The organism is Amycolatopsis sp. M39, from assembly GCF_001651785.1.
GTDB lineage: Bacteria > Actinomycetota > Actinomycetes > Mycobacteriales > Pseudonocardiaceae > Amycolatopsis > Amycolatopsis rubida.
On sequence record NZ_LWSF01000004.1, the window covers coordinates 457,862 to 476,813 of the forward strand.

The window sequence follows — 18,952 nt, forward strand, 5'->3', positions numbered from 1 at the left end:
CCCGCCTTGACAAGCACCCCCGAACCGTCAGCACACTCAAGCTTCGGGGTGCCCCACGCGACCACCCGGGCGCAATGTCGCCCCAGGCGACGAGCCGCCCCCGCCCCCCCGACACGAGTAAGGGGGCCGGCCACACCGGCCGACCCCCGTGCTTACCCGGTCTTCCCACGACCGCGAAACGCTGTCCCCGTGAATCTCCCCTGGATCTGCCCTGGAAAATCCCAGGTCAGGCGCAATCGCGGCAGATCAGCCTGCCGCCGTTGTCCTCGGCGAGCCTGCTCCGGTGGTGCACCAGGAAGCACACCGAGCAGGTGAACTCGTCCGCCTGCTTCGGCACGACCTTCACGGTCATGTCTTCCCCGGAGAGCCCGGAAAGGTCCGCGCCGGGAAGTTCGAAGTTCTCCGCGGTCGCGTCCTCGTCGACGTCGACGACGCCGGACTGGTTCTCGTTCCGCCGGGCCTTCAGCTCCTCCAACGAGTCTTCGGCCAGCTCGTCGGCTTCGCTGCGGCGCGGAGCGTCGTAGTCGGTAGCCATGGTGTCCCTCACCCCTGCGATTCAGCGTGTCGTCCTGCACCGGTTCCGGAGGCGCCCGATACCGGTCGTGCCGCTGGTCAACGTTCCAGCGCCCCTGTTTGTGCCCGGCCCGCGAGTGACCCAGGTCTCAGCCTGGCGGGCCTCGTTCTGCGGCCGGAGCCCGGGAAGGGTAGCTCACCGCCGGGCGCGCCTCGCACCGAGTCGGACATTGCCGCTCCAGCGTCACCCGGGAGGGGGAACGCGCAGGTGAGACGCCTGTCCTCCGTTCGGGTTGCCCCGCCGTCGTAAACATCACCTCGCCGCCGAGCCCGCTTGCCCGCGCGGAGCCGTCCGTGGTGCGATCGCCCCGGAGGGGCATTACGCGGAACGGGTGAAGGTGACCCGCGACACCGCGCGCCGCGAACAGCGCCTAGGCTCACCGGCTACCACGCCGGTGCGTACGCTGGCGGTTACCGCGAGGCGCGGCGGGGCGACCGCGGCCGGTTCTGCGAGGGGAAGGGACGGGGCAGGTGGCGTCGGGGAACGGGGCGGGTAACCGTGGTGCGCGGCCTTATCGCAAGCACCGTCCGCTGCCCGCGTTGATCGTGATCGGCGTGCTCGCGCTCGGCGCGGTGTTCGTCTGGGTCAACGCCGTGGTCGGCCGCGGCGACATCGACGAGGCGGTGCGCTGCAGCCCGGAGCCCAAGGCGCCGCCGGGAATCACCTACACGTCAGTCCCGCACAACGGCTTGGACGACCGTTCGCCGATGCCCCCGGACAAGGTCGCGCTGAAGGTGCTCAACGCCAGCAGCACGCGCGGCCAGGGCAGCATCGCCACCAACGCGCTGCGCGAACTCGGCTTCACCGCGATCGGCGATCCCGGCAACGACCCGGCCTACCCGAAGGGCGACGCGCGCTGCCGCGGCCAGATCCGGTACGGCGACAACGGCGCCGCCGCGGCCCGCACGGTCAGCCTGGTGGTCCCCTGCGCGGAGCTGGTCCACGACACCCGCAAGGACGCCAGTGTCGACCTGGCCACCGGCAAGCTCTTCACCGACGTCCAGCCGCGGCCCGAGGCGGTCACGGTCCTCAAGCAGCTCACCGCCTGGTCGCAGGCGCACCAGGGCGGCGGCAGCAGCGAGCAGTCCGCAGGCCCCGGCGCGCCGGTGATCGATCAGACGCTCCTGGCCTCGGCGCGCTCCGTCACCTGCTGACCCCCTCGGGAGTGCTGATCAGCACTCCCGAGCCAGTTCACACCTCCGCCGCGCCTCCCTCGGCCAACGCCGCGCGCAGTTCCGCCGCGATCCCCGGCGACGCCGCGAACGTCGCGTCCTCTCCCAGATCCGCCGCTTCGCCCGGCAGCAGCACCGTCGCGCCCGCCTCCCGCGCGATCAGCGCTCCGGCCGCCCAGTCCCAGCGGTGCAGACCGTGCTCGAAGTACCCGTCCAGCCACCCCGCCGCGACCGCGCACAGGTCCAGCGAAGCCGCGCCCCGGCGGCGGATGTCGCGCACCTGCCCGACCAGATCCGCGGTCAGCCTGCCCTGCCGGACCCGGCGGTCCCGCGCGTAGGAGAACCCCATCCCGACGAGCGCCAGGTCCAGCCGGTCCGCCGCGGACACCGACAGCCGGTCGCCGTCGAGCCACGCACCGCCGCCGCGGACGGCCGTCCAGCGCCGGCCGCTCACCGGCTCCACGACCGCTCCCGCGACCGACACCCCGTCGATCTGCGCCGCGATCGACACCGCGAAGGCCGGCAGCCCGTAGAGGAAGTTGACGGTCCCGTCGATCGGGTCGACCACCCAGGTGACCCCGCCGCCGAGGGCTCCCCCGCCCTCCTCGCCGAGCACCGGTTCCCCGGGCCGGATCCGCTCCAGCCGGGCGCGGACCAGTTCCTCCGACTCCCGGTCCACCGCCGTCACCACGTCGGTCTCCGCCGACTTCGTGTCCACCGCGACCTCGCCGCCGGACCGCATCCGCACCCACGCCGTCCGGACCAGGTGCGCGGCCTCGACCGCGATCTGCTCGGCGGTGTTCTTCAGGTCGTTCGGCATCGCCTCGTCAACTCCCACGCCCGCCATGTCACCACATCCGGTTAAAGTCTCCGCAGCAGACTTCTGAATCGTGCGAGAAGGGACCACGTCAGTGACGGCGACCCGAGGTTTCGGAATCGACATCGGCGGCAGCGGGATCAAAGGCGCGCTGGTCGATTTGGAACAGGGACAGCTCATCGGGGACCGGCACCGGATCGAAACGCCGCAGCCGTCGACGCCGGACGCGGTGGCGGACGTCGTCGCCGAGATCGTCCGGGCGGCGGAGTGGGACGGCCCGGTCGGCGTGACGCTTCCCGCGGTGGTCAAGAGGGGCACCGCGCACACCGCGGCCAACATCGACCACAAGTGGATCGGCACGGACGCCGAGACGCTCTTCGCGAAGCGGCTCGGNGGCTCGGCAAGAGCGTCGAGGAGGTCACGATGCTCAACGACGCCGACGCCGCGGGCCTCGCCGAAATCCGCTTCGGCGACGCGGCCGCGCGCACCGGCGTGACCGCGCTGCTCACCTTCGGCACCGGCATCGGCAGCGCGCTGTTCCACGACGGCAAGCTCGTGCCCAACACCGAATTCGGCCATCTGGAGGTCGACGGCCACGACGCGGAAAAACGCGCCGCCGCTTCGGTGAAGGACAACGAGGGCCTGTCCTATCCGCAGTGGGCCAAGCGGGTGCACCGGTACCTCTCGGTGCTGGAGAACCTGATCTGGCCGGACCTGTTCATCGTCGGCGGCGGCGTCAGCAAGAAGGCCGAGAAGTGGGTGCCGCTGCTGGACATCCGCACGCCGGTGGCCGTCGCGTCGCTGCAGAACAACGCGGGCATCGTCGGGGCCGCCGCGGCCGCCGCGGAGGGCGCCGGGCACTGAGCGGCCGGTCCGCGCCGGGTCTCGGACCGGTCGCCGCGAGGCGCCGGGAAGGGGGCCGGAGGGTGATCGCTTCGCGACGCAGTGGGCCGGCGTCGTTACAATGGAACACGGCGCAGGAGCTGCGGAGGCAAAACCGCAGGCCGAGGCGTGTTCCCCGAATGTGAGGCAGCTGAGGTGGCGACATCTCGGCTCGTCATGATCGACCGCTGCGAAAGGGCGTAAGTGGCAGCCGCAAGAACCGCAACCCGAAGCGGGACGAAGACAGCGACCGAAGCCGGCGAGCCGGCCGACGAGGCAGCCACCGGAGCGGCGAAGTCCCCGGCGCGCAAGACCGCCGCGAAGACGGCGGGCGCGAAGAAGACTCCGGCCAAGAAGGCTCCGGCGAAGAAGGCCGCCGCGAAGGGCCCGAAGACCGACGACGGCGATCCCGACGGCCCGGTCGACCTCGACGAGGCCGAACTCGACAGCCCGGACCTGTCCGATCTCGAAGAGGTCGAGGTCGACGTCGTCGACGAGACGGTCAACGACGCGTCCGACGACGACGAGGACGACGACTCCGAGGACGAGGCCGAAGCGAGCGAGGGGGCCGCGGGCGCCGCGACGTCCACCGCCGCCCGCCGCCGCGCGACCGCCGCCGAGAAGGGCGGCAAGTCCTCGGACAACCCGGACTTCGTGTGGGACGAGGAGGAGTCCGAGGCGCTGCGCCAGGCGCGCAAGGACGCCGAGCTCACCGCGTCGGCCGACTCGGTCCGCGCCTACCTCAAGCAGATCGGCAAGGTCGCGCTGCTGAACGCCGAGGAGGAGGTGGAGCTCGCCAAGCGGATCGAGGCGGGGCTCTACGCCGCCGAGCGCGTGCGCACCGCCGAGGAGGAGGGCGAGAAGCTCGTCACCCAGATGCGCCGCGACCTCAAGTGGATCGTGCGCGACGGCGAGCGGGCCAAGAACCACCTGCTGGAGGCGAACCTCCGGCTCGTGGTGTCGCTGGCCAAGCGCTACACCGGCCGCGGCATGGCGTTCCTGGACCTGATCCAGGAGGGCAACCTCGGCCTGATCCGCGCGGTGGAGAAGTTCGACTACACCAAGGGCTACAAGTTCTCCACGTACGCCACGTGGTGGATCCGCCAGGCGATCACCCGCGCGATGGCCGACCAGGCGCGCACCATCCGCATCCCGGTGCACATGGTCGAGGTCATCAACAAGCTCGGCCGCATACAGCGCGAACTCCTCCAGGACCTCGGCCGCGAGCCGACGCCCGAGGAGCTCGCCAAGGAAATGGACATCTCGCCGGAGAAGGTCCTGGAGATCCAGCAGTACGCGCGCGAGCCGATCTCGCTGGACCAGACCATCGGCGACGAGGGCGATTCGCAGCTCGGCGACTTCATCGAAGACTCCGAGGCGGTCGTCGCGGTCGACGCGGTGTCGTTCACGCTGCTGCAGGACCAGCTCCAGTCGGTGCTGCAGACGCTGTCCGAGCGCGAGGCGGGCGTGGTCCGGCTGCGCTTCGGCCTCACCGACGGCCAGCCGCGCACCCTCGACGAGATCGGCCAGGTCTACGGAGTCACGCGCGAGCGGATCCGGCAGATCGAGTCGAAGACGATGTCGAAGCTGCGCCACCCGTCGCGTTCGCAGGTGCTGCGCGACTACCTGGACTGAGCTTCTCCGGTTCCCGCGAGAAACCCCGCCCCGCACTCCGCGGCGGCGGGGTTTCTGCGTTTTACCGACAACGACGCCCGCGGCATCGGCCCGGCATTTCCGCGAAATCCTTCCTTCGTCTGACCACAGTGGACGCCGGCCAGTCCGGAAAACTCGGAGACACCGGGTCCCGATGCGAATTACGCTGCGCCGCAAGAGTAATTCGCGCAGTGCGTCGCGGCGGGCGAACGTGCATCCGAACGTGCGGCTCGCGGAGCCTCGGAGCGGCGAGCGTCGCGCACGTGTCCGTTTCCCGTTCACAACCGTTCACCCGGAACCCCGGAACCGTTCCGGAACACTCATCGCCGGTGCACGGTCGCGCACCCACCGCGACACTGGGACCCGGGCAAGGGGCTAAAGTCGGTTGTTCTCCCCCCGAACGCGAAAATCGTGATTGTTTGGTTGCCTGAAAACGAAGATCGCACCGGCTGATCGCCATTAGGCTGCGCCCACAACGAGCGTCAGTATTGGAAGGCAGCACCGCCCAGTGTTTTCGACGAAAACTCAATCGCGAGCGAGCCAGGGATGCCCGGCGGCGCGGAGCGGATCCTCCGGCCCCGGTGAAGCGAGGCAACTGTGATCGGGTTCCTCCTCCGCAGACTCGTCAACTACATCGCCCTGTGCCTCGTCGCGACCTTCGCGGCGTTCTCCTTGGCGTCGCTGTCGTTCAGCCCGCTGGACGCGCTCAAGCTGCGCAATCCGCCTGCTCCGCAGGCGACCATCGACGCCAAGGCCGCCGAACTGCACCTGGACCAGGCGATCCCGCACCGGTTCTTCACCTGGCTGGGCGGCGTGTTCCAGGGCGACTTCGGCCGCACCGTCGCCGATCAGGCGATCACCGACGAACTGTTCCGCCGCGCGGGCGTGAGCCTGCGGCTGTTCCTGCTCGGGATCACGATCGGCATCATCATCGGCGTGCTGGTCGGCGTGATCAGCGCGATCCGGCAGTACAAGATCAGCGACTACATCGCCACCACGTTCTCCTTCGTGGTGCTGTCGACGCCGGTGTTCGTGATCGCCACGATCCTCAAGGCGGGCGCGCAGTCGGTCAACGACAACCTGCTCGACGGCTACCAGTTCTTCATCGTGCAGGGCGAGGGCGGCGCGGTCGACGGCGGTTTCGGCGACGTCCTGCTCGACCGGCTGCAGCACATCATCGTGCCGACCCTGGCGATCGTGCTGACCCAGGTCGCCTACTACAGCCGCTACCAGCGTTCGGCGATGCTCGACGTGCTCGGCTCGGACTTCCTGCGCACCGCGCAGGCCAAGGGCCTCACCCGCAGGCGCGCGCTGTTCAAGCACGGCCTGCGCACCGCGCTGATCCCGATGGCGACGCTGTTCGCGTTCGGCTTCGGCCTGCTCATCACCGGCGGCGTCTTCACCGAGAAGATCTTCGGCTGGTACGGCATGGGCGACTGGCTGGTGACCGGCATCCAGAAGCAGGACACCAACATCGTCACCACCGTGACCCTGTTCATCGCGATCTGCGTGCTGCTCGCCGGCTGGCTCGCGGACGTGCTCTACGCCGCGCTCGACCCGAGGGTGAGGATCTGATGGCCGCCCCATTGAACGAGGCCGACCTCGCCGACTCGGCCGTCGCCGCCACCGAGACGGAAACCGGGCAGGAGACCGGGAAGTCCTCCAGCCGCGGCAGGCTCGTCGCCCGCCGGTTCTTCCGCAACAAGCTGGCGCTGGCCGGGCTCGTCGTCATCCTGCTGTTCTACGTGCTGGCGTTCACCTACAGCTGGTATTCGCCGTGGGGCTACGACGAACTCGACCCGGCCTCGACGCTGATGCCGCCGGAGGGCACGCACTGGTTCGGCACCAACCAGATCGGCGGCGACATGTTCGCGCAGACCATGCGCGGGCTGCAGAAGTCGCTCACCATCGGCCTGCTGGCCGCGCTGTTCTCCACCGGCGTGGCCTCGATCGTCGGCTCCGCGGCCGGGTACTTCGGCGGCTGGACCGACCGGGTGTCGATGTGGGTCGTCGACCTGCTGCTGATCCTGCCGCCGTTCCTGATCATCTCGATCCTGTCGCCCGCTTTCCGCGGCAAGACCTGGCTGATCCTGGTCGGCCTGATCGCCCTGTTCCAGTGGATGATCACCGCCCGCATCGTCCGCGGCATGACGCTGACGCTGCGCGAGCGCGAGTTCGTGAAGGCCGCCAAGTTCATGGGCCAGTCCCCGTGGCGGATCATCTTCAAGCACATCGTGCCGAACATGGCTTCGCTGCTGATCATCGACGCGACGATCAACGTCGGTGTCGCGATCATCATGGAGACGTCGCTGTCGTTCTTCGGCTTCGGCGTGCAGGCGCCGGACGTTTCGCTGGGCACGCTGATCTCGGCGGGCTCCGACGCGGTCCGCACGTTCCCGTGGCTGTTCTACATCCCGGCCGGGTTCCTGGTGTTCACCGTGCTCGCGGTGAACTTCGTCGGCGACGGCCTGCGCGACGCGCTCGACCCGTCGTCCAGCCGGTCGCGGCGCAAGGAACGCAAGCGGATCAAGGAAAACACAGCGAAAACGTCCTCTTCTTCGCCGCAGACCGTGGGAGCAGAAGCATGAGCGCCGCACTCGAGCTGAGCGCGGAAACGGGCAAGCCGACTGGCACCGTGCTTGAGGTTTCCGACCTCGAAGTGTCCTTCCCGTCCGAGTCCGGCCGCGTGCACGCGGTGCGCGGGCTGAACTACCAGGTCGCCGCGGGCGAGGTGCTCGGCATCGTCGGCGAGTCCGGTTCGGGCAAGTCGGTGTCGTCGCTGGCGGTGATGGGACTGCTGCCGCCGCAGGCGCGCGTGTCGGGCTCGATCCGGTTCCAGGACAGCGAATTGATCGGCAAGTCCGACACCGAATTGTCGAAGATCCGCGGCAAGAAGATCTCGATGGTCTTCCAGGACCCGCTGTCCGCGCTGACCCCGGTGTACACCGTCGGCGCGCAGATCGCCGAAGCGCTGCTGGTACACGGCAGGGGCACGATCACCAAGCAGCAGGCGAACAACCGCGCGGTCGAACTGCTCGACCTGGTCGGCATCCCGAACGCGGCGGCGCGGGCGAAGGCGTTCCCGCACGAGTTCTCCGGCGGCATGCGCCAGCGCGCGGTGATCGCCATCGCGATCGCCAACGACCCGGACCTGATCATCGCCGACGAGCCGACCACCGCGCTCGACGTGACGGTGCAGGCGCAGGTGCTGGAGGTGCTGAAGACCGCGCAGGAGGTCACCGGCGCGGGCATCGTGATCATCACGCACGACCTCGGCGTGGTCGCCGGGTTCGCCGACCGGCTGATGGTGATGTACGCCGGGCGCGCGGTCGAGCAGGGTCCGGTCGAAACGATCTACGCCCAGCCGCGGATGCCGTACACGCTGGGCCTGCTCGGTTCGATCCCGCGCGTCGACGCGCGGGAGAAGCAGCCGCTGGTGCCGATCGAGGGCCAGCCGCCGTCGCTGGTGAACCTGCCGCGGGGCTGCCCGTTCTCGCCGCGCTGCCCGCTCGCGATCGACGCCTGCCGCACGGCTGAGCCGGAGCTGTTCACGATCACGCCGGGCAACCCGAACGCGCCGGTCGACACGACGCACCGGGCCGCCTGCATCCGCACCGAAGAACTCGCCCGTCCCGAAGCGGACGCCGCCGAGGTCTACGGCGCGGAGGTGATCGAGGAGGCCGCGGTCGCGTCCCTGCCGCGCACCCAGCGCTCGACCGTGCTGGACGTGCAGGACCTGCAGAAGCACTACGCGGTCAGCAAGGGCACTGTCTTCAAGCGCAAGGTCGGCGTCGTGCGCGCGGTCGACGGGATCACCTTCGACATCGTCGAGGGCGAAACCCTGGGCCTGGTCGGCGAATCCGGCTGCGGCAAGTCGACCACGCTGATGGAGATCCTTGAGCTGGCGGCCCCGGCGCACGGTTCGGTCGCGGTGCTCGGCAAGGACGTGGCGAAGCTCGCGGGCAAGGACCGCAAGGCGATCCGCCGCGACCTGCAGGTGGTCTTCCAGGACCCGATGGCCGCGCTCGACCCGCGGCTGCCGATCGGCGACATCATCGCCGAGCCGATGGTGACGCACGGGTTCTCGAAGGAGCGCATCGACCAGCGGGTGCCGGAACTGCTCGGGCTGGTCGGGCTGCGTCCCGAGCACGCCGACCGGTACCCGGCGGAGTTCTCCGGCGGGCAGCGCCAGCGCATCGGCATCGCGCGGGCGCTCGCCCTGGAGCCGAAGCTGATCGTGCTCGACGAGCCGGTGTCCGCCCTCGACGTGTCGATCCAGGCCGGCGTGATCAACCTGCTGGACGAGCTGAAGGCCAAGCTGGGCCTGTCGTACCTGTTCGTGGCGCACGACCTGTCGGTGGTCCGGCACATCGCCGACCGCGTGGCCGTGATGTACCTCGGCAAGATCGTGGAGATCGGCGACGTCCGCACGGTGTTCGAGGCGCCGCAGCACCCGTACACGCAGGCGCTGCTGTCCGCGATCCCGATCCCGGACCCGGCCAAGGAACGCGAGCGCGGCCGGATCATCCTCACCGGCGACCTGCCCAGCCCGGCGAATCCGCCGTCGGGCTGCCGGTTCCGCACCCGGTGTTTCGTCTTCTCGCAACTGTCCGAAGAGGACAAGCGCAAGTGCGTCGATGTCGAGCCTCCGCGCGAATCCCGCGCGCAGGACCACGACGTCGCGTGCCACTACGCCAAAACCCGCGAAGTCGTGTAGCCACGATCCGTTGGCACACCAGAAGAAGGAAGGTAAACACATGCGACGGAGAATGGCCGCGATCGTGGCCCCCGTTGCCGCTCTGGGGCTCCTGCTCGCCGCTTGCGGCGGAGGCAGCGGCGGCGGCGACAAGGGTTTGCAGGACGCAGGCACCACGGGCGTCAAGACCTCGGACATCAACGAGCAGCCGCTGGACAAGCTGAAGGACGGCGGCGACTTCAAGTGGCCGGTCGACCAGCTGCCGGACAACTGGAACTACTACCAGGTCGACGGCACGGTCCTGGACGGCGCGAACATGTTCGGCGCGATCCTGCCCTACCCGTTCCCGCAGAACGCGGACGCGACGGTCGGCCTGGACAAGAACTACCTGACCTCGGCCGAGATCGTCAGCAAGGACCCGCAGGTCATCGAGTACAAGATCAACCCGAAGGCCAAGTGGAGCAACGGACGCCAGTTCTCCTGGGAGGACTTCAGCGCGATGACCACCGCGCTGAACGGCAAGAACACCGCCTACCAGGTCTCCAGCACCACCGGCTACGAGGACATCGCCAAGGTCGAGAAGGGCACTGACGACCTCGACGTCAAGGTCACCTTCGCGAAGAAGTTCGCGGAGTGGAAGTCGCTGTTCTCGCCGCTGTACCCGAAGGAGGCGATGGCCGACGCCACCACCTTCAACAAGGGCTGGGCGCAGAAGGCGCAGATCACCGCGGGTCCGTTCAAGATCAAGAACGTCGACTACACCGCCAAGACCGCGGTGTTCGAGCGTGACCCGAACTGGTGGGGCGACAAGCCGAAGCTGGACACCGTGACCTACAAGGTCGTGGACCGTCCCGCGCTGGCGGACGCGTTCGCCAACGGGCAGATCGACTTCTACAACCTGAACAACGACATCAACGCGTTCAAGCGGGCCCAGTCCGACCCGAACGCGGTCGTGCGCCAGTCGACCTACCCCGACTACACGCACATGACGCTCAACGGCGCCTCGTCCTCGATCCTCGCGGACAAGGACCTGCGGCTGGCGGTCATGCGCGGCGTCGACACGGTGACCATCTCGAAGTCGATCCTCGGCCAGATGCAGAAGGACACCACGCCGCTGGGCAACCACCTCTACCTCAAGGGCTCCAAGACCTACGAGGACAACAGCGGCCAGTACAAGTTCGACGTGAACGCGGCCAAGGCGGAGCTGGACAAGCTCGGCTGGAAGCAGTCCGGCGACCTGCGCGCCAAGGACGGCAAGCAGCTGAAGCTGCGCCTGGTGATCCCGTCGGGCACCCCGATCAGCCAGCAGACCGGCCAGATCCTGCAGTCGCAGATGAAGGCGATCGGCGTGGGCATCGACATCGTGGCGGTCCCGTCGGCGGAGTTCTTCAAGAACTACGTGAACGTCGGCAACTTCGACCTCACGCTGTTCCGCTGGATCTCGAACTCGTTCCCGATCGGCGGCAGCAAGGGCATCTACTACCTCGACCCGAAGAACATCAACCAGAACTACGGGCACATCGGCAGCGACAAGCTGAACCAGCTGCTGGACACCGCCGCGCAGGAACTGGACGACACGAAGCGGGCCGCGGACATCAACGCCGCGGACAAGGAGATCTGGGCGCTGGGCCACCAGCTTCCGATCTTCCAGTCGACCGGTGCCTTCGCCGTTCGCAAGACGCTGGGCAACTTCGGTTCGCCGGGCTACGCGAACAACCCGTACGACTACACCAAGATCGGGTTCGTGAAGTAATCCTCCCCCCAGCGGGAAACGAAGGAGCGGCGCGGACTCCCCGCGCCGCTCCTTCCTTTGTGGACAGTTAAGGTGATCCCTGTGCGGAAGTTCCTGCAATTGCGGCCGGTTCGGCACATCCTGGTGACGAGTGCGGTCGTGCTCCTCGCGTGCGCCGCGGTGTTCGTGGTGCAGCTGCTGGAGTTCAACAGCACCCGGCAGCGGCTGCAGGGACTGACAGCGACCGCGGCCGGGATCGTCGCCCGGGTCGACGGCAGCACGGTCACGGTGCGGTTCCCGGTGCCGAACCAGCCGGAAGCGAACGCGGCGGTCGAACTGGACACCACTCCCCCTCCGCCGGGCACGAAAGTTCCGGTTCGCTACGACCCGTCAGCCCCTTCGCGCGCGGTCACGACCGGTGCTTCGGCATTGGTGACCGCCGACCGCGCCTCGACGTACGCGACGGTCACGGTGGTCGCGGTGCTCGCGATGCTCGCGGTGAACGGATTCCTGCTCTTCACGCGGTTCGTGCAGCCTTCGCGACGCAAGGCGGGTACTTCGGTGCTGATGCGGCGGGTGAAGGTGCAGCGCGGGCTGCTGACGCGGTCGTGGCTGGAGACCGACACCGCCACGCCGCGGTGGATCCCGGTGTACTTCTCGCCGACGCTGATCGGCCTGCCATCGCCTTCGCGCGTCGAAGTGCTGGGCGACCTGCGCACGGACCGCCACGTCGCCGTCCGTCTCGACGGCGAGGTGCTGTACCCGGCGGGCTCGGTGCGCACTGGCGAACCTCGCGGCCGCCGGCTGGACAACCCTTCCGAGCCGGACGAGCAACGCACACTCGCCGCGGCCACGCCGGTGCGGCTTGCGCGGCAGTTCCGTGCTGACCTGCCGGTGCTGGCGGTCGCTCCGGTCGTGGGCGCGTTTTGGGCGCTGGTCGACGGCAGCGGTTTCGCGGGCTGGCTGACCGTCAGCGTGCTGATCGCCGCGTTCGGGTTCTGGTGGGCCGCGCTGCGCGGCTCCGACCCGTCCCTCTGACTCCAGCGCTCGCGTCGCCGCCCCCGCGATCAGCTCAAGCCGCAGCGGGGGGTCGCACATCACGGCTGCGGGGAAACCCCGGGAACGTTTGCGGGCAGGTCAGGCTCCGGACTCCAGCGCCGCCAGGATCTCCGCCAGCTCCGGATACGACTCCTCGACCTTGCCCTCCTTGCCGAGCCGGTACCGCTCCAACCGCACCGCGCCGAGGTGGCGGGCTTCGTAGTACAACGCCCGCCGCCGCGCCGGCGGGGATGCGTCCGGCCGGCCGTAGGTGTCCCAGAACGAGTCCCGCTTCGAGCCCGTCTTCGCTGACGCCATGCGGATCGTCCAGTCCGCCGCCGGGTCGCCCCACCAGCTGCGGTCGTGGTCGAAGACTCCGACGATCTCCAGTTCCGGGGTCAGCATCACGTTCACGTGCCACAGGTCCCCGTGCAGCAGGCGCGGTTCGGTGATCTCGTCGAGCAGCGCGGCGTCGCGCCTCGCCCAAGCGGCCACCGCGCGCAAGTCCGCTCCGTCGAGGCCGAGGTCTTCGACGTCAGCGGCGTTGTCCTCGAAGTACGCGATCAGCGCTTCGCTCCAGGTCGCGAAATGCGGTCCGGCCACGAGGCCGAAGCCGGGCCCGCGCACGTCGTGGACGGTGCGGGTGATTTCGCCGAGCTGATGGAAGTACGGCGTCCGCTCCCGCGGCTCGAAGCCAGCGAGGATTTCCGGTCCGGGCGCTCCGGGGAGAACGGCCTGCAGCACGTAATCGCGGCCGATGACCTGGTGGGTGAAGTCGGCGGCGAGCGTGCGCGGCATCAGCGGCGAGATCGGCGCGAAGTACGGCGCGGCAAGGTATTCGTTGCGCATGAACTGGGGCTCGATCCGGGTCTGGCGCGCCGGTTCCGGGGCGACGCGCAGGATCGCCGGGCCGTCGGCCAGCTCCACCCGGTAGGTGTTGTTGTACCCGCCCCATCCGATTTCGACGGCGGACCGCACACTGCTGCCGAGCGCACGACGGCAGAGCAGTTCGATCTGGTCGGCGGAGAGGGGTTGCTGGAACGCGTCCGAGGGCCGGTCTTGAGGCTGGAAGTCCACCGGTGCATCTTGGCACTCCGTTCAGGACAGCACGAATCCTTTACGGCTCAGCGAATCCTCGATCCGCAGCCGTTCGAGGTCCCGGTCGGCGCCCTCGCGCACTCCGTCGAGCCGGTGTTCGACGCCGATCTCGCGGCAGGCGGTGACGAGCAGTTCGTCGTATGCCTGCCGGGTGCCGATCCGGCGCGCGGCGGGCGTTCCCGAGGGAAGCTGCGCGAGCGTCCGGCGTACCCGGCGCAGGTCGGCGGCCACCTGCTCTACCGGCGGTTCGGACGGTGCGGGACCGGCGCGTCGCCGACGCAGCCAGCGGTAGGCCGCCGGAAGGCGGAGGGCAGCCCAGAACAACGCCGAGGGTGCCACGCTGACCACGGCGAACAGCAGAACCGGACCGGCCGCCATGCTCCCGAGTTTAGCCGCGGCGGCGGTTGCGCGCCCGGTTCGCGAACAGCACCGCCACACCCGCGCCGAGCAGGACGATACTGGCGATCACGTGCAGCTGCGGCGGCAGCACCTGCAACTGCAGGAACCAGCTCGGGTGCCTGGATCCGGCGATCCGGTTGATCAGCCCGCCCGCGCCCTGCACCACCAGGAGAACGCCGATCAGCTCGATCATCGCGACGCCTCCTTTTTCGGCGCTGAGGAACCGAAAATCTCCTGCCACAACGGCCCGAAGACGAACCACAGTCCGGTGAGCGTGCCCAGCCGCGGCAGCCAGCCCCACAGCGGCTCGACGTGGCCCGGCTTGCCGACCACCAGGATCGCGAGCAGCAGCAGCCCGGCGCTGATCGCGGACGCCAGCACGCATTTGCCCCATTCGCGCCATTCCTTGCGGACCTTCGCGCGTCCGTACAGCTTCTCCGGACGCGGCCCGCCGGCGAACCGGTGCGCGAACCGCACGTCGGCCCACTCCACCATCGACGGCCCGAAGACCACCGAGAAGCCCAGGTACACCGCGGCCAGCCCGTGCGTGAGGTTCGGCTTCGCGCCGTTCATCAGGTCGATCACCGTGATCACCAGCAGCACCAGGTCGACCGCGGGCACCAGCGCCAGCAGCACGGTGCTGGCCTTCTGCTTGCGCAGCGCGTACCGGGTCAGCAGCCCGGCCGCGATGAAGACCCAGAACCCGATCTCGCACGCCACGATGGCGGCGGTCATCGGGCTGTTCACAAGCTCGTCCATGGCTCCACTGTCGCGGGCGCGGGCGGCCGCGCGCGTCAGCGGACGGCACGATCGGGGGTCATCATTTCGTAGGACGACCGGGCCGCCGCGGTGTGCTGTCATGGTCGGGTGCGCCTGCGAGACCTCCGCTCGGCCCTCCCCCGGCCGCGCGAACTGCCGCCGTGGCAGCAGAACGGCCTCGTCGCGCTCGCGGTGTTCGCCGGCGGCACGATGCTGTACCTCGCCGGCAGCCATCGTCTGCTGCCGAACGGCGACCCGGTCCCGCTCTGGATCCGGTTCGCCGAACTCGGCGCGATGTGCCTCGCCGCGTTCCTGCGCCGGAAAGTACCGTGGGGGCTGCTGGCCGCCACCGGAATCGTCGGTGTCGACGTCGCGCTGGGCCTGTCGCTGCCGATCGTCATCGCGTACACGGATTTCCTGTACTCCGCGATGCTGCACGGCTCCCGCCGGACGACCCGGGTGCTGGTCGGCGTGACCGCCGCCGGCACGCTCGCCGTGCTGTTCGCGTTCCTGGCCGCGGCGGGCTGGCGGGCGGCGGCCCTGGGCGCGTTCAGCATGCTGTCGTTCCTGCTGGTCCCGGTGTGGTGGGGCGCGAATGTGCGCCAGCAGAGCGATATCGCGGCGTCCGAACGCGCCAACGCCGACCAGCTCGCGACGATCGCCGCGCTGGACCGGCGGGCGGCGGTGACCGCCGAACGCGCGCGGATGGCCCGCGACCTGCACGACGTCGTCGCCGGGCATCTGTCGGCGATCGCCATCCAGTCGGAGGCGGCACTGTCCATGGCGGACGATCCGAAGACCGCGCAGACCGTCCTCGTCGCAGTGCGGGAGAACAGCGTGCGCGCGCTGGAAGAAATGCGCGCGATGATCGGCCTGCTGCGCTCGGAATCCGCGGAGCACGAGGTGACCGCTCCGGCCCGGCTGGCCGAACTGGCCAGGCTGGTGGAATCGGCGCGCGCGGCGGGCATGACGGTGACCGTGGATTCCACTGTGGACGAAGAACTCGCGGTGCCGACCGCGGTCGACCTGACCGCCTACCGGATCGCGCAGGAGTCGCTGACGAACGCGGTCAAACACGCGCCGGGCGGCCGGGTGAGCGTGCGGCTTCGAGCGGCCGACAGCACGCTGACCGTCGAAATCGGCAATGAACTGCTCGGCGCGCCGACCCAGTCCGGCAGCGGCGGGCACGGTCTGCTGAGCATGCGCGAGCGCGCGCACGCCGTCGGCGGCACCTTGCGAGCGGGTCCGTCCGGGCCGCGCTGGCTCGTCCAGGCCGAACTTCCCCTCGCCGGAGAACCCTCATGACCATCCGAGTCCTCGTCGCCGACGACCACGGCGCCATCCGCGCCGGGCTCGCGCTCATCCTCGGCAACGCCGAGGGCATCGAGGTGGTCGGCGAAGCCGCCGACGGCGAGGTCGCGCTGCGCCAGGCCCGCGCGCTGCGGCCGGACGTCGTGCTGATGGACGTCCGGATGCCCGGCACCGACGGCATCACCGCCACCCGCGGGCTGATCGCCGAGGGGCTCGCCGAAGTCCTCGTCCTCACCACCTTCGACCTCGACGAATACGTGCACGCCGCGCTGCGCGCCGGGGCCGCCGGATTCCTGCTGAAATCGGTGGAGGCACCGCGGCTGATCGAGGCCGTCCGGCTGGTCGCGGCGGGCGAGGGCGTGCTCGCCCCGCAGGTCACGAAACGGCTGATCGCCGCGTTCGCCAGCACCCCGGCCGAGCGCTCGCCCGCGCCGACCGGGCTCGCGGACCTCACCGAACGCGAGCGCGAGGTGCTGGGCTGCCTCGGCGCCGGGCTCTCGAACGCCGAAATCGGCGCCCGGCTGCACATCGGCGAGGCGACGGTGAAAACGCACGTGTCCCGGGTGCTCGCCAAGCTCGGCCTGCGCTCCCGGGTGCAGGCCGCGATCCTCGCCCAAGACCATGGCATTGAGCCACCCGGCTGACCGTTCTGCGCATCCGCGCGCGACCTTCTAACGTTCCCCCATGGGTGAGCGGAGAACTCTCGACGTCGACGAAGTCCTCAAGCGACAGGAATCCGGCGAGCTGAAGCGGCGGCTCAGAGGGCGCGACCTGGTCGGGTTCGGCGTCGGCATCATCATCGGCACCGGGATCTTCACCCTCGCCGGGGTCGAGGCGAAGACGCACGCCGGGCCGTCGGTCACGCTGTCGTTCGTGATCGGTGCGGTGGTCGCTGGCCTCGCCGCGCTCTGCTACGCCGAACTGGCCTCCAGCGTGCCGACCGCGGGCAGCGCCTACACCTACGCCTTCGCCACCCTCGGCGAGGTCTTCGCCTGGATCATCGGCTGGGACCTGCTGCTGGAGTTCGCGCTCGGTGCGGCCGTCGTGTCGCGCAGCTGGTCCGGCTATCTCGCGAACCTGCTCGGGCTGTCGCCGGACTGGTTCGGCGAGAGCGCGACGGTCAACGTCGGCGCGGTGCTGATCATCGCGGTGCTGACGGTCGTGGCCGTGGTCGGCATCAAGGAGTCGTCGTGGCTCACGAACCTCCTGGTGCTCGTCAAGGTCGCGGTCTGCGTGCTCATCCTCGCCGTCGGCGTGTTCTTCGTGAAGGGCTCGAACCTCACCCCGTTCATCCCGCCCGCGCAGCCGCCGTCGAGCAGCGCGAACGCGTTGCACCAGCCAGTGGTCCAGGCCGCGCTCGGGCTCGAGCAGTCGGTGTACGGCATCGCCGGCATGGTCACCGCAGCGGCCGTCGTGTTCTTCGCCTACACCGGCTTCGAAGCGCTCGCCAACCTCGGCGAGGAGACCATCAACCCGCGCAAGGACCTCCGCGTCGGCATCCTCGGCGCGCTGGCCGTGTGCGCGGTCCTCTACATCGGCGTCTCGATCGTGCTCACCGGCATGGTCCACTACACCGACATCGACTCCGGCGCGCCGCTCGCGGACGCGTTCGACCGGGTCGGCCAGCATTGGGTCGGCGCGCTGATCTCGCTGGGCGCGGTCACCGGGCTGACGTCGGTGATGATGGTCGAACTGGTCACGATCGGCCGGATCGGCTTCGCGATGGGCCGCGACGGCCTGCTGCCCAAGGCGATCGGCACGGCGCACCCGCGCTGGGGCACGCCGCACCGGATGACCATCGGCGGGGCCGCGCTGATCGCCGTGCTGGCGGCGTTCGTGCCGATCTCGGCGCTGGCCGACATGGTCAGCATCGGCGCGCTGTCGGCGATGATCATCGTCGCGATCGCGGTGCCGGTGCTGCGCAAACGCCGCCCGGACCTGAAGCGGCCGTTCACCGTGCCGTTCTCGCCGGTGGTGCCGATCATCGCCGCGGTGGCGTGCTTCTACCTGATGCTGAACCTCGACGTGATGACCTGGCTCCGGTTCGCCGCGTGGCTCGTGATCGGCCTGCTGATCTACTTCTTCTACGGCCGCAAGCACTCCCGCTTCGCCAAGTAGGTTCAGGCCACTGCCAGGTGCACGCGGTGGTGCCGCGGGTTCTCGATCTCGTCGAGCGAGGCCACGGCGAACTCGGCGTACGAGATCTTGGCGGAGAAGGCGAAGCGCTCGCCGATTTCGTACCGGCCAGTGCGGCCTCCTTCGCGGTCGAAGGAGCCAGGCTGACGTACACCCAGTCCAGCCCGGCGCCTTCGCCGCGCAGCACCTCGAACCCCGCTGCGTGCGCCGGGCAGAAGGGCCGGAACCCGGCCGCGACCAGCCGGGCCTGCGACAAACCGGTGACGAGAGCGTGTGCGGCGTTGGTGAAGAACGCGTGCGGGTCGATGCCCTCGCCATAGACCGCAGCCGCGTTGACGACCGCGTCGTGCGGCGAGGGCGGCGACATCTGCCGCGCTGATGACGTCGCCGGCAACGACGTCGGCCAAGTCGCGGTAGCGCGCGGGATCGCGGACCACCGCGGTGACCTCGTGCCCGCGCCGCCCGCCCCGAAAACAACGATCTTGCTCATCGTGGGAATACCTCCTGGAGTGTGGATGCTCCGGAAGGCAGCCAGGGGGCCGGTTCCCTCCGGGATACTCCGAGAGGAGACCGCGATGACCGGTCGGCAGCCCTTGCCTCCGGACCTGTTCGAGGAGCCGTTCCGGTTCGGCGACAAGTGGTCCGCGCTGGTGATCCGCTGCCTGGAGGACCGGCCTCGTCTCCC

General features: G+C 69.5%; 17 protein-coding genes and 1 pseudogene. 12 read left to right on the forward strand and 6 right to left on the reverse strand.

The features are described 5' to 3' along the window. Nucleotides 1-226: 226 nt before the first annotated feature. Nucleotides 227-535, reverse strand: a complete 309-nt coding sequence (locus A4R44_RS12705) for a DUF4193 domain-containing protein (protein ID WP_013224476.1) — start codon at nucleotides 533-535, stop codon at nucleotides 227-229. Between the two features lie 509 nt (nucleotides 536-1,044). Between A4R44_RS12705 and cei the strand changes: the two genes are divergently transcribed. Next, complete coding sequence (gene cei, locus A4R44_RS12710) at nucleotides 1,045-1,728, forward strand: envelope integrity protein Cei (protein ID WP_067579469.1); 684 nt, start codon at nucleotides 1,045-1,047, stop codon at nucleotides 1,726-1,728. A gap of 37 nt (nucleotides 1,729-1,765) precedes the next feature. On the opposite strand, the gene A4R44_RS12715 is transcribed toward cei, so the two are convergent. Beyond that, nucleotides 1,766-2,593 (reverse strand): inositol monophosphatase family protein, encoded by an 828-nt coding sequence (locus tag A4R44_RS12715; RefSeq protein ID WP_067579471.1) that lies wholly within the window; start codon nucleotides 2,591-2,593, stop codon nucleotides 1,766-1,768. 64 nt (nucleotides 2,594-2,657) lie between these two features. Between A4R44_RS12715 and ppgK the strand changes: the two are divergent. From ppgK to A4R44_RS12750, 7 genes and pseudogenes are all read left to right on the forward strand, one after another. After that, nucleotides 2,658-3,427, forward strand: a pseudogene (gene ppgK / locus A4R44_RS12720) (polyphosphate--glucose phosphotransferase). A 222-nt stretch (nucleotides 3,428-3,649) separates the two neighbouring features. Beyond that, entirely contained in the window at nucleotides 3,650-5,080 is a 1,431-nt protein-coding gene (locus tag A4R44_RS12725; RefSeq protein ID WP_067579474.1) for an RNA polymerase sigma factor, read from the forward strand. Between the two features lie 615 nt (nucleotides 5,081-5,695). Then, nucleotides 5,696-6,673 (forward strand): ABC transporter permease, encoded by a 978-nt coding sequence (locus A4R44_RS12730; protein ID WP_067579476.1) that lies wholly within the window; start codon nucleotides 5,696-5,698, stop codon nucleotides 6,671-6,673. After that, the gene (locus A4R44_RS12735; protein WP_067579479.1) at nucleotides 6,673-7,686 is read left to right on the forward strand and encodes an ABC transporter permease; all 1,014 of its coding nucleotides are present in this window, start codon (nucleotides 6,673-6,675) and stop codon (nucleotides 7,684-7,686) included. Before A4R44_RS12730 ends, A4R44_RS12735 begins: the two co-directional genes overlap by 1 nt. Next, entirely contained in the window at nucleotides 7,683-9,815 is a 2,133-nt protein-coding gene (locus A4R44_RS12740) for an ABC transporter ATP-binding protein (RefSeq protein ID WP_067579481.1), read from the forward strand. Before A4R44_RS12735 ends, A4R44_RS12740 begins: the two co-directional genes overlap by 4 nt. A 40-nt stretch (nucleotides 9,816-9,855) precedes the next feature. Further along, complete coding sequence (locus tag A4R44_RS12745) at nucleotides 9,856-11,547, forward strand: ABC transporter family substrate-binding protein (RefSeq protein ID WP_067579483.1); 1,692 nt, start codon at nucleotides 9,856-9,858, stop codon at nucleotides 11,545-11,547. 81 nt (nucleotides 11,548-11,628) lie between these two features. Then, nucleotides 11,629-12,564, forward strand: a complete 936-nt coding sequence (locus tag A4R44_RS12750; protein ID WP_067579485.1) for a DUF3592 domain-containing protein — start codon at nucleotides 11,629-11,631, stop codon at nucleotides 12,562-12,564. 99 nt (nucleotides 12,565-12,663) lie between these two features. Here A4R44_RS12750 and A4R44_RS12755 read toward each other — a convergent pair whose 3' ends face one another. The 4 genes from A4R44_RS12755 to A4R44_RS12770 are packed head-to-tail and all read right to left on the reverse strand — an operon-like array spanning nucleotide 12,664 to nucleotide 14,820. Further along, complete coding sequence (locus A4R44_RS12755; protein ID WP_067579487.1) at nucleotides 12,664-13,641, reverse strand: phosphotransferase family protein; 978 nt, start codon at nucleotides 13,639-13,641, stop codon at nucleotides 12,664-12,666. A gap of 21 nt (nucleotides 13,642-13,662) precedes the next feature. Beyond that, on the reverse strand, nucleotides 13,663-14,040 hold the full coding sequence (locus tag A4R44_RS12760) for a hypothetical protein (RefSeq protein ID WP_067579489.1): 378 nt from the start codon (nucleotides 14,038-14,040) through the stop codon (nucleotides 13,663-13,665). A 10-nt stretch (nucleotides 14,041-14,050) separates the two neighbouring features. Beyond that, nucleotides 14,051-14,254, reverse strand: a complete 204-nt coding sequence (locus A4R44_RS12765; protein ID WP_067579491.1) for a hypothetical protein — start codon at nucleotides 14,252-14,254, stop codon at nucleotides 14,051-14,053. Continuing rightward, entirely contained in the window at nucleotides 14,251-14,820 is a 570-nt protein-coding gene (locus A4R44_RS12770) for a hypothetical protein (RefSeq protein ID WP_067579494.1), read from the reverse strand. The genes A4R44_RS12765 and A4R44_RS12770 overlap by 4 nt, the downstream gene beginning before the upstream one ends. A 90-nt stretch (nucleotides 14,821-14,910) precedes the next feature. On the opposite strand from A4R44_RS12770, the gene A4R44_RS12775 reads away from it, so the two are divergent. The 4 genes from A4R44_RS12775 to A4R44_RS47850 are packed head-to-tail and all read left to right on the forward strand — an operon-like array spanning nucleotide 14,911 to nucleotide 18,587. Beyond that, entirely contained in the window at nucleotides 14,911-16,125 is a 1,215-nt protein-coding gene (locus A4R44_RS12775) for a sensor histidine kinase (RefSeq protein ID WP_232791581.1), read from the forward strand. Further along, nucleotides 16,122-16,775: a response regulator transcription factor gene (locus A4R44_RS12780; RefSeq protein WP_067579496.1), complete on the forward strand. Its 654-nt coding sequence runs from the start codon at nucleotides 16,122-16,124 to the stop codon at nucleotides 16,773-16,775. The genes A4R44_RS12775 and A4R44_RS12780 overlap by 4 nt, the downstream gene beginning before the upstream one ends. 40 nt (nucleotides 16,776-16,815) lie before the next feature. Further along, complete coding sequence (locus tag A4R44_RS12785; RefSeq protein ID WP_067579499.1) at nucleotides 16,816-18,249, forward strand: APC family permease; 1,434 nt, start codon at nucleotides 16,816-16,818, stop codon at nucleotides 18,247-18,249. 26 nt (nucleotides 18,250-18,275) lie between these two features. Next, a complete protein-coding gene (locus A4R44_RS47850) occupies nucleotides 18,276-18,587 on the forward strand; it encodes a hypothetical protein (protein WP_067579501.1) in 312 nt (103 codons plus the stop codon). The last annotated feature ends 365 nt before the right edge of the window (nucleotides 18,588-18,952 follow it).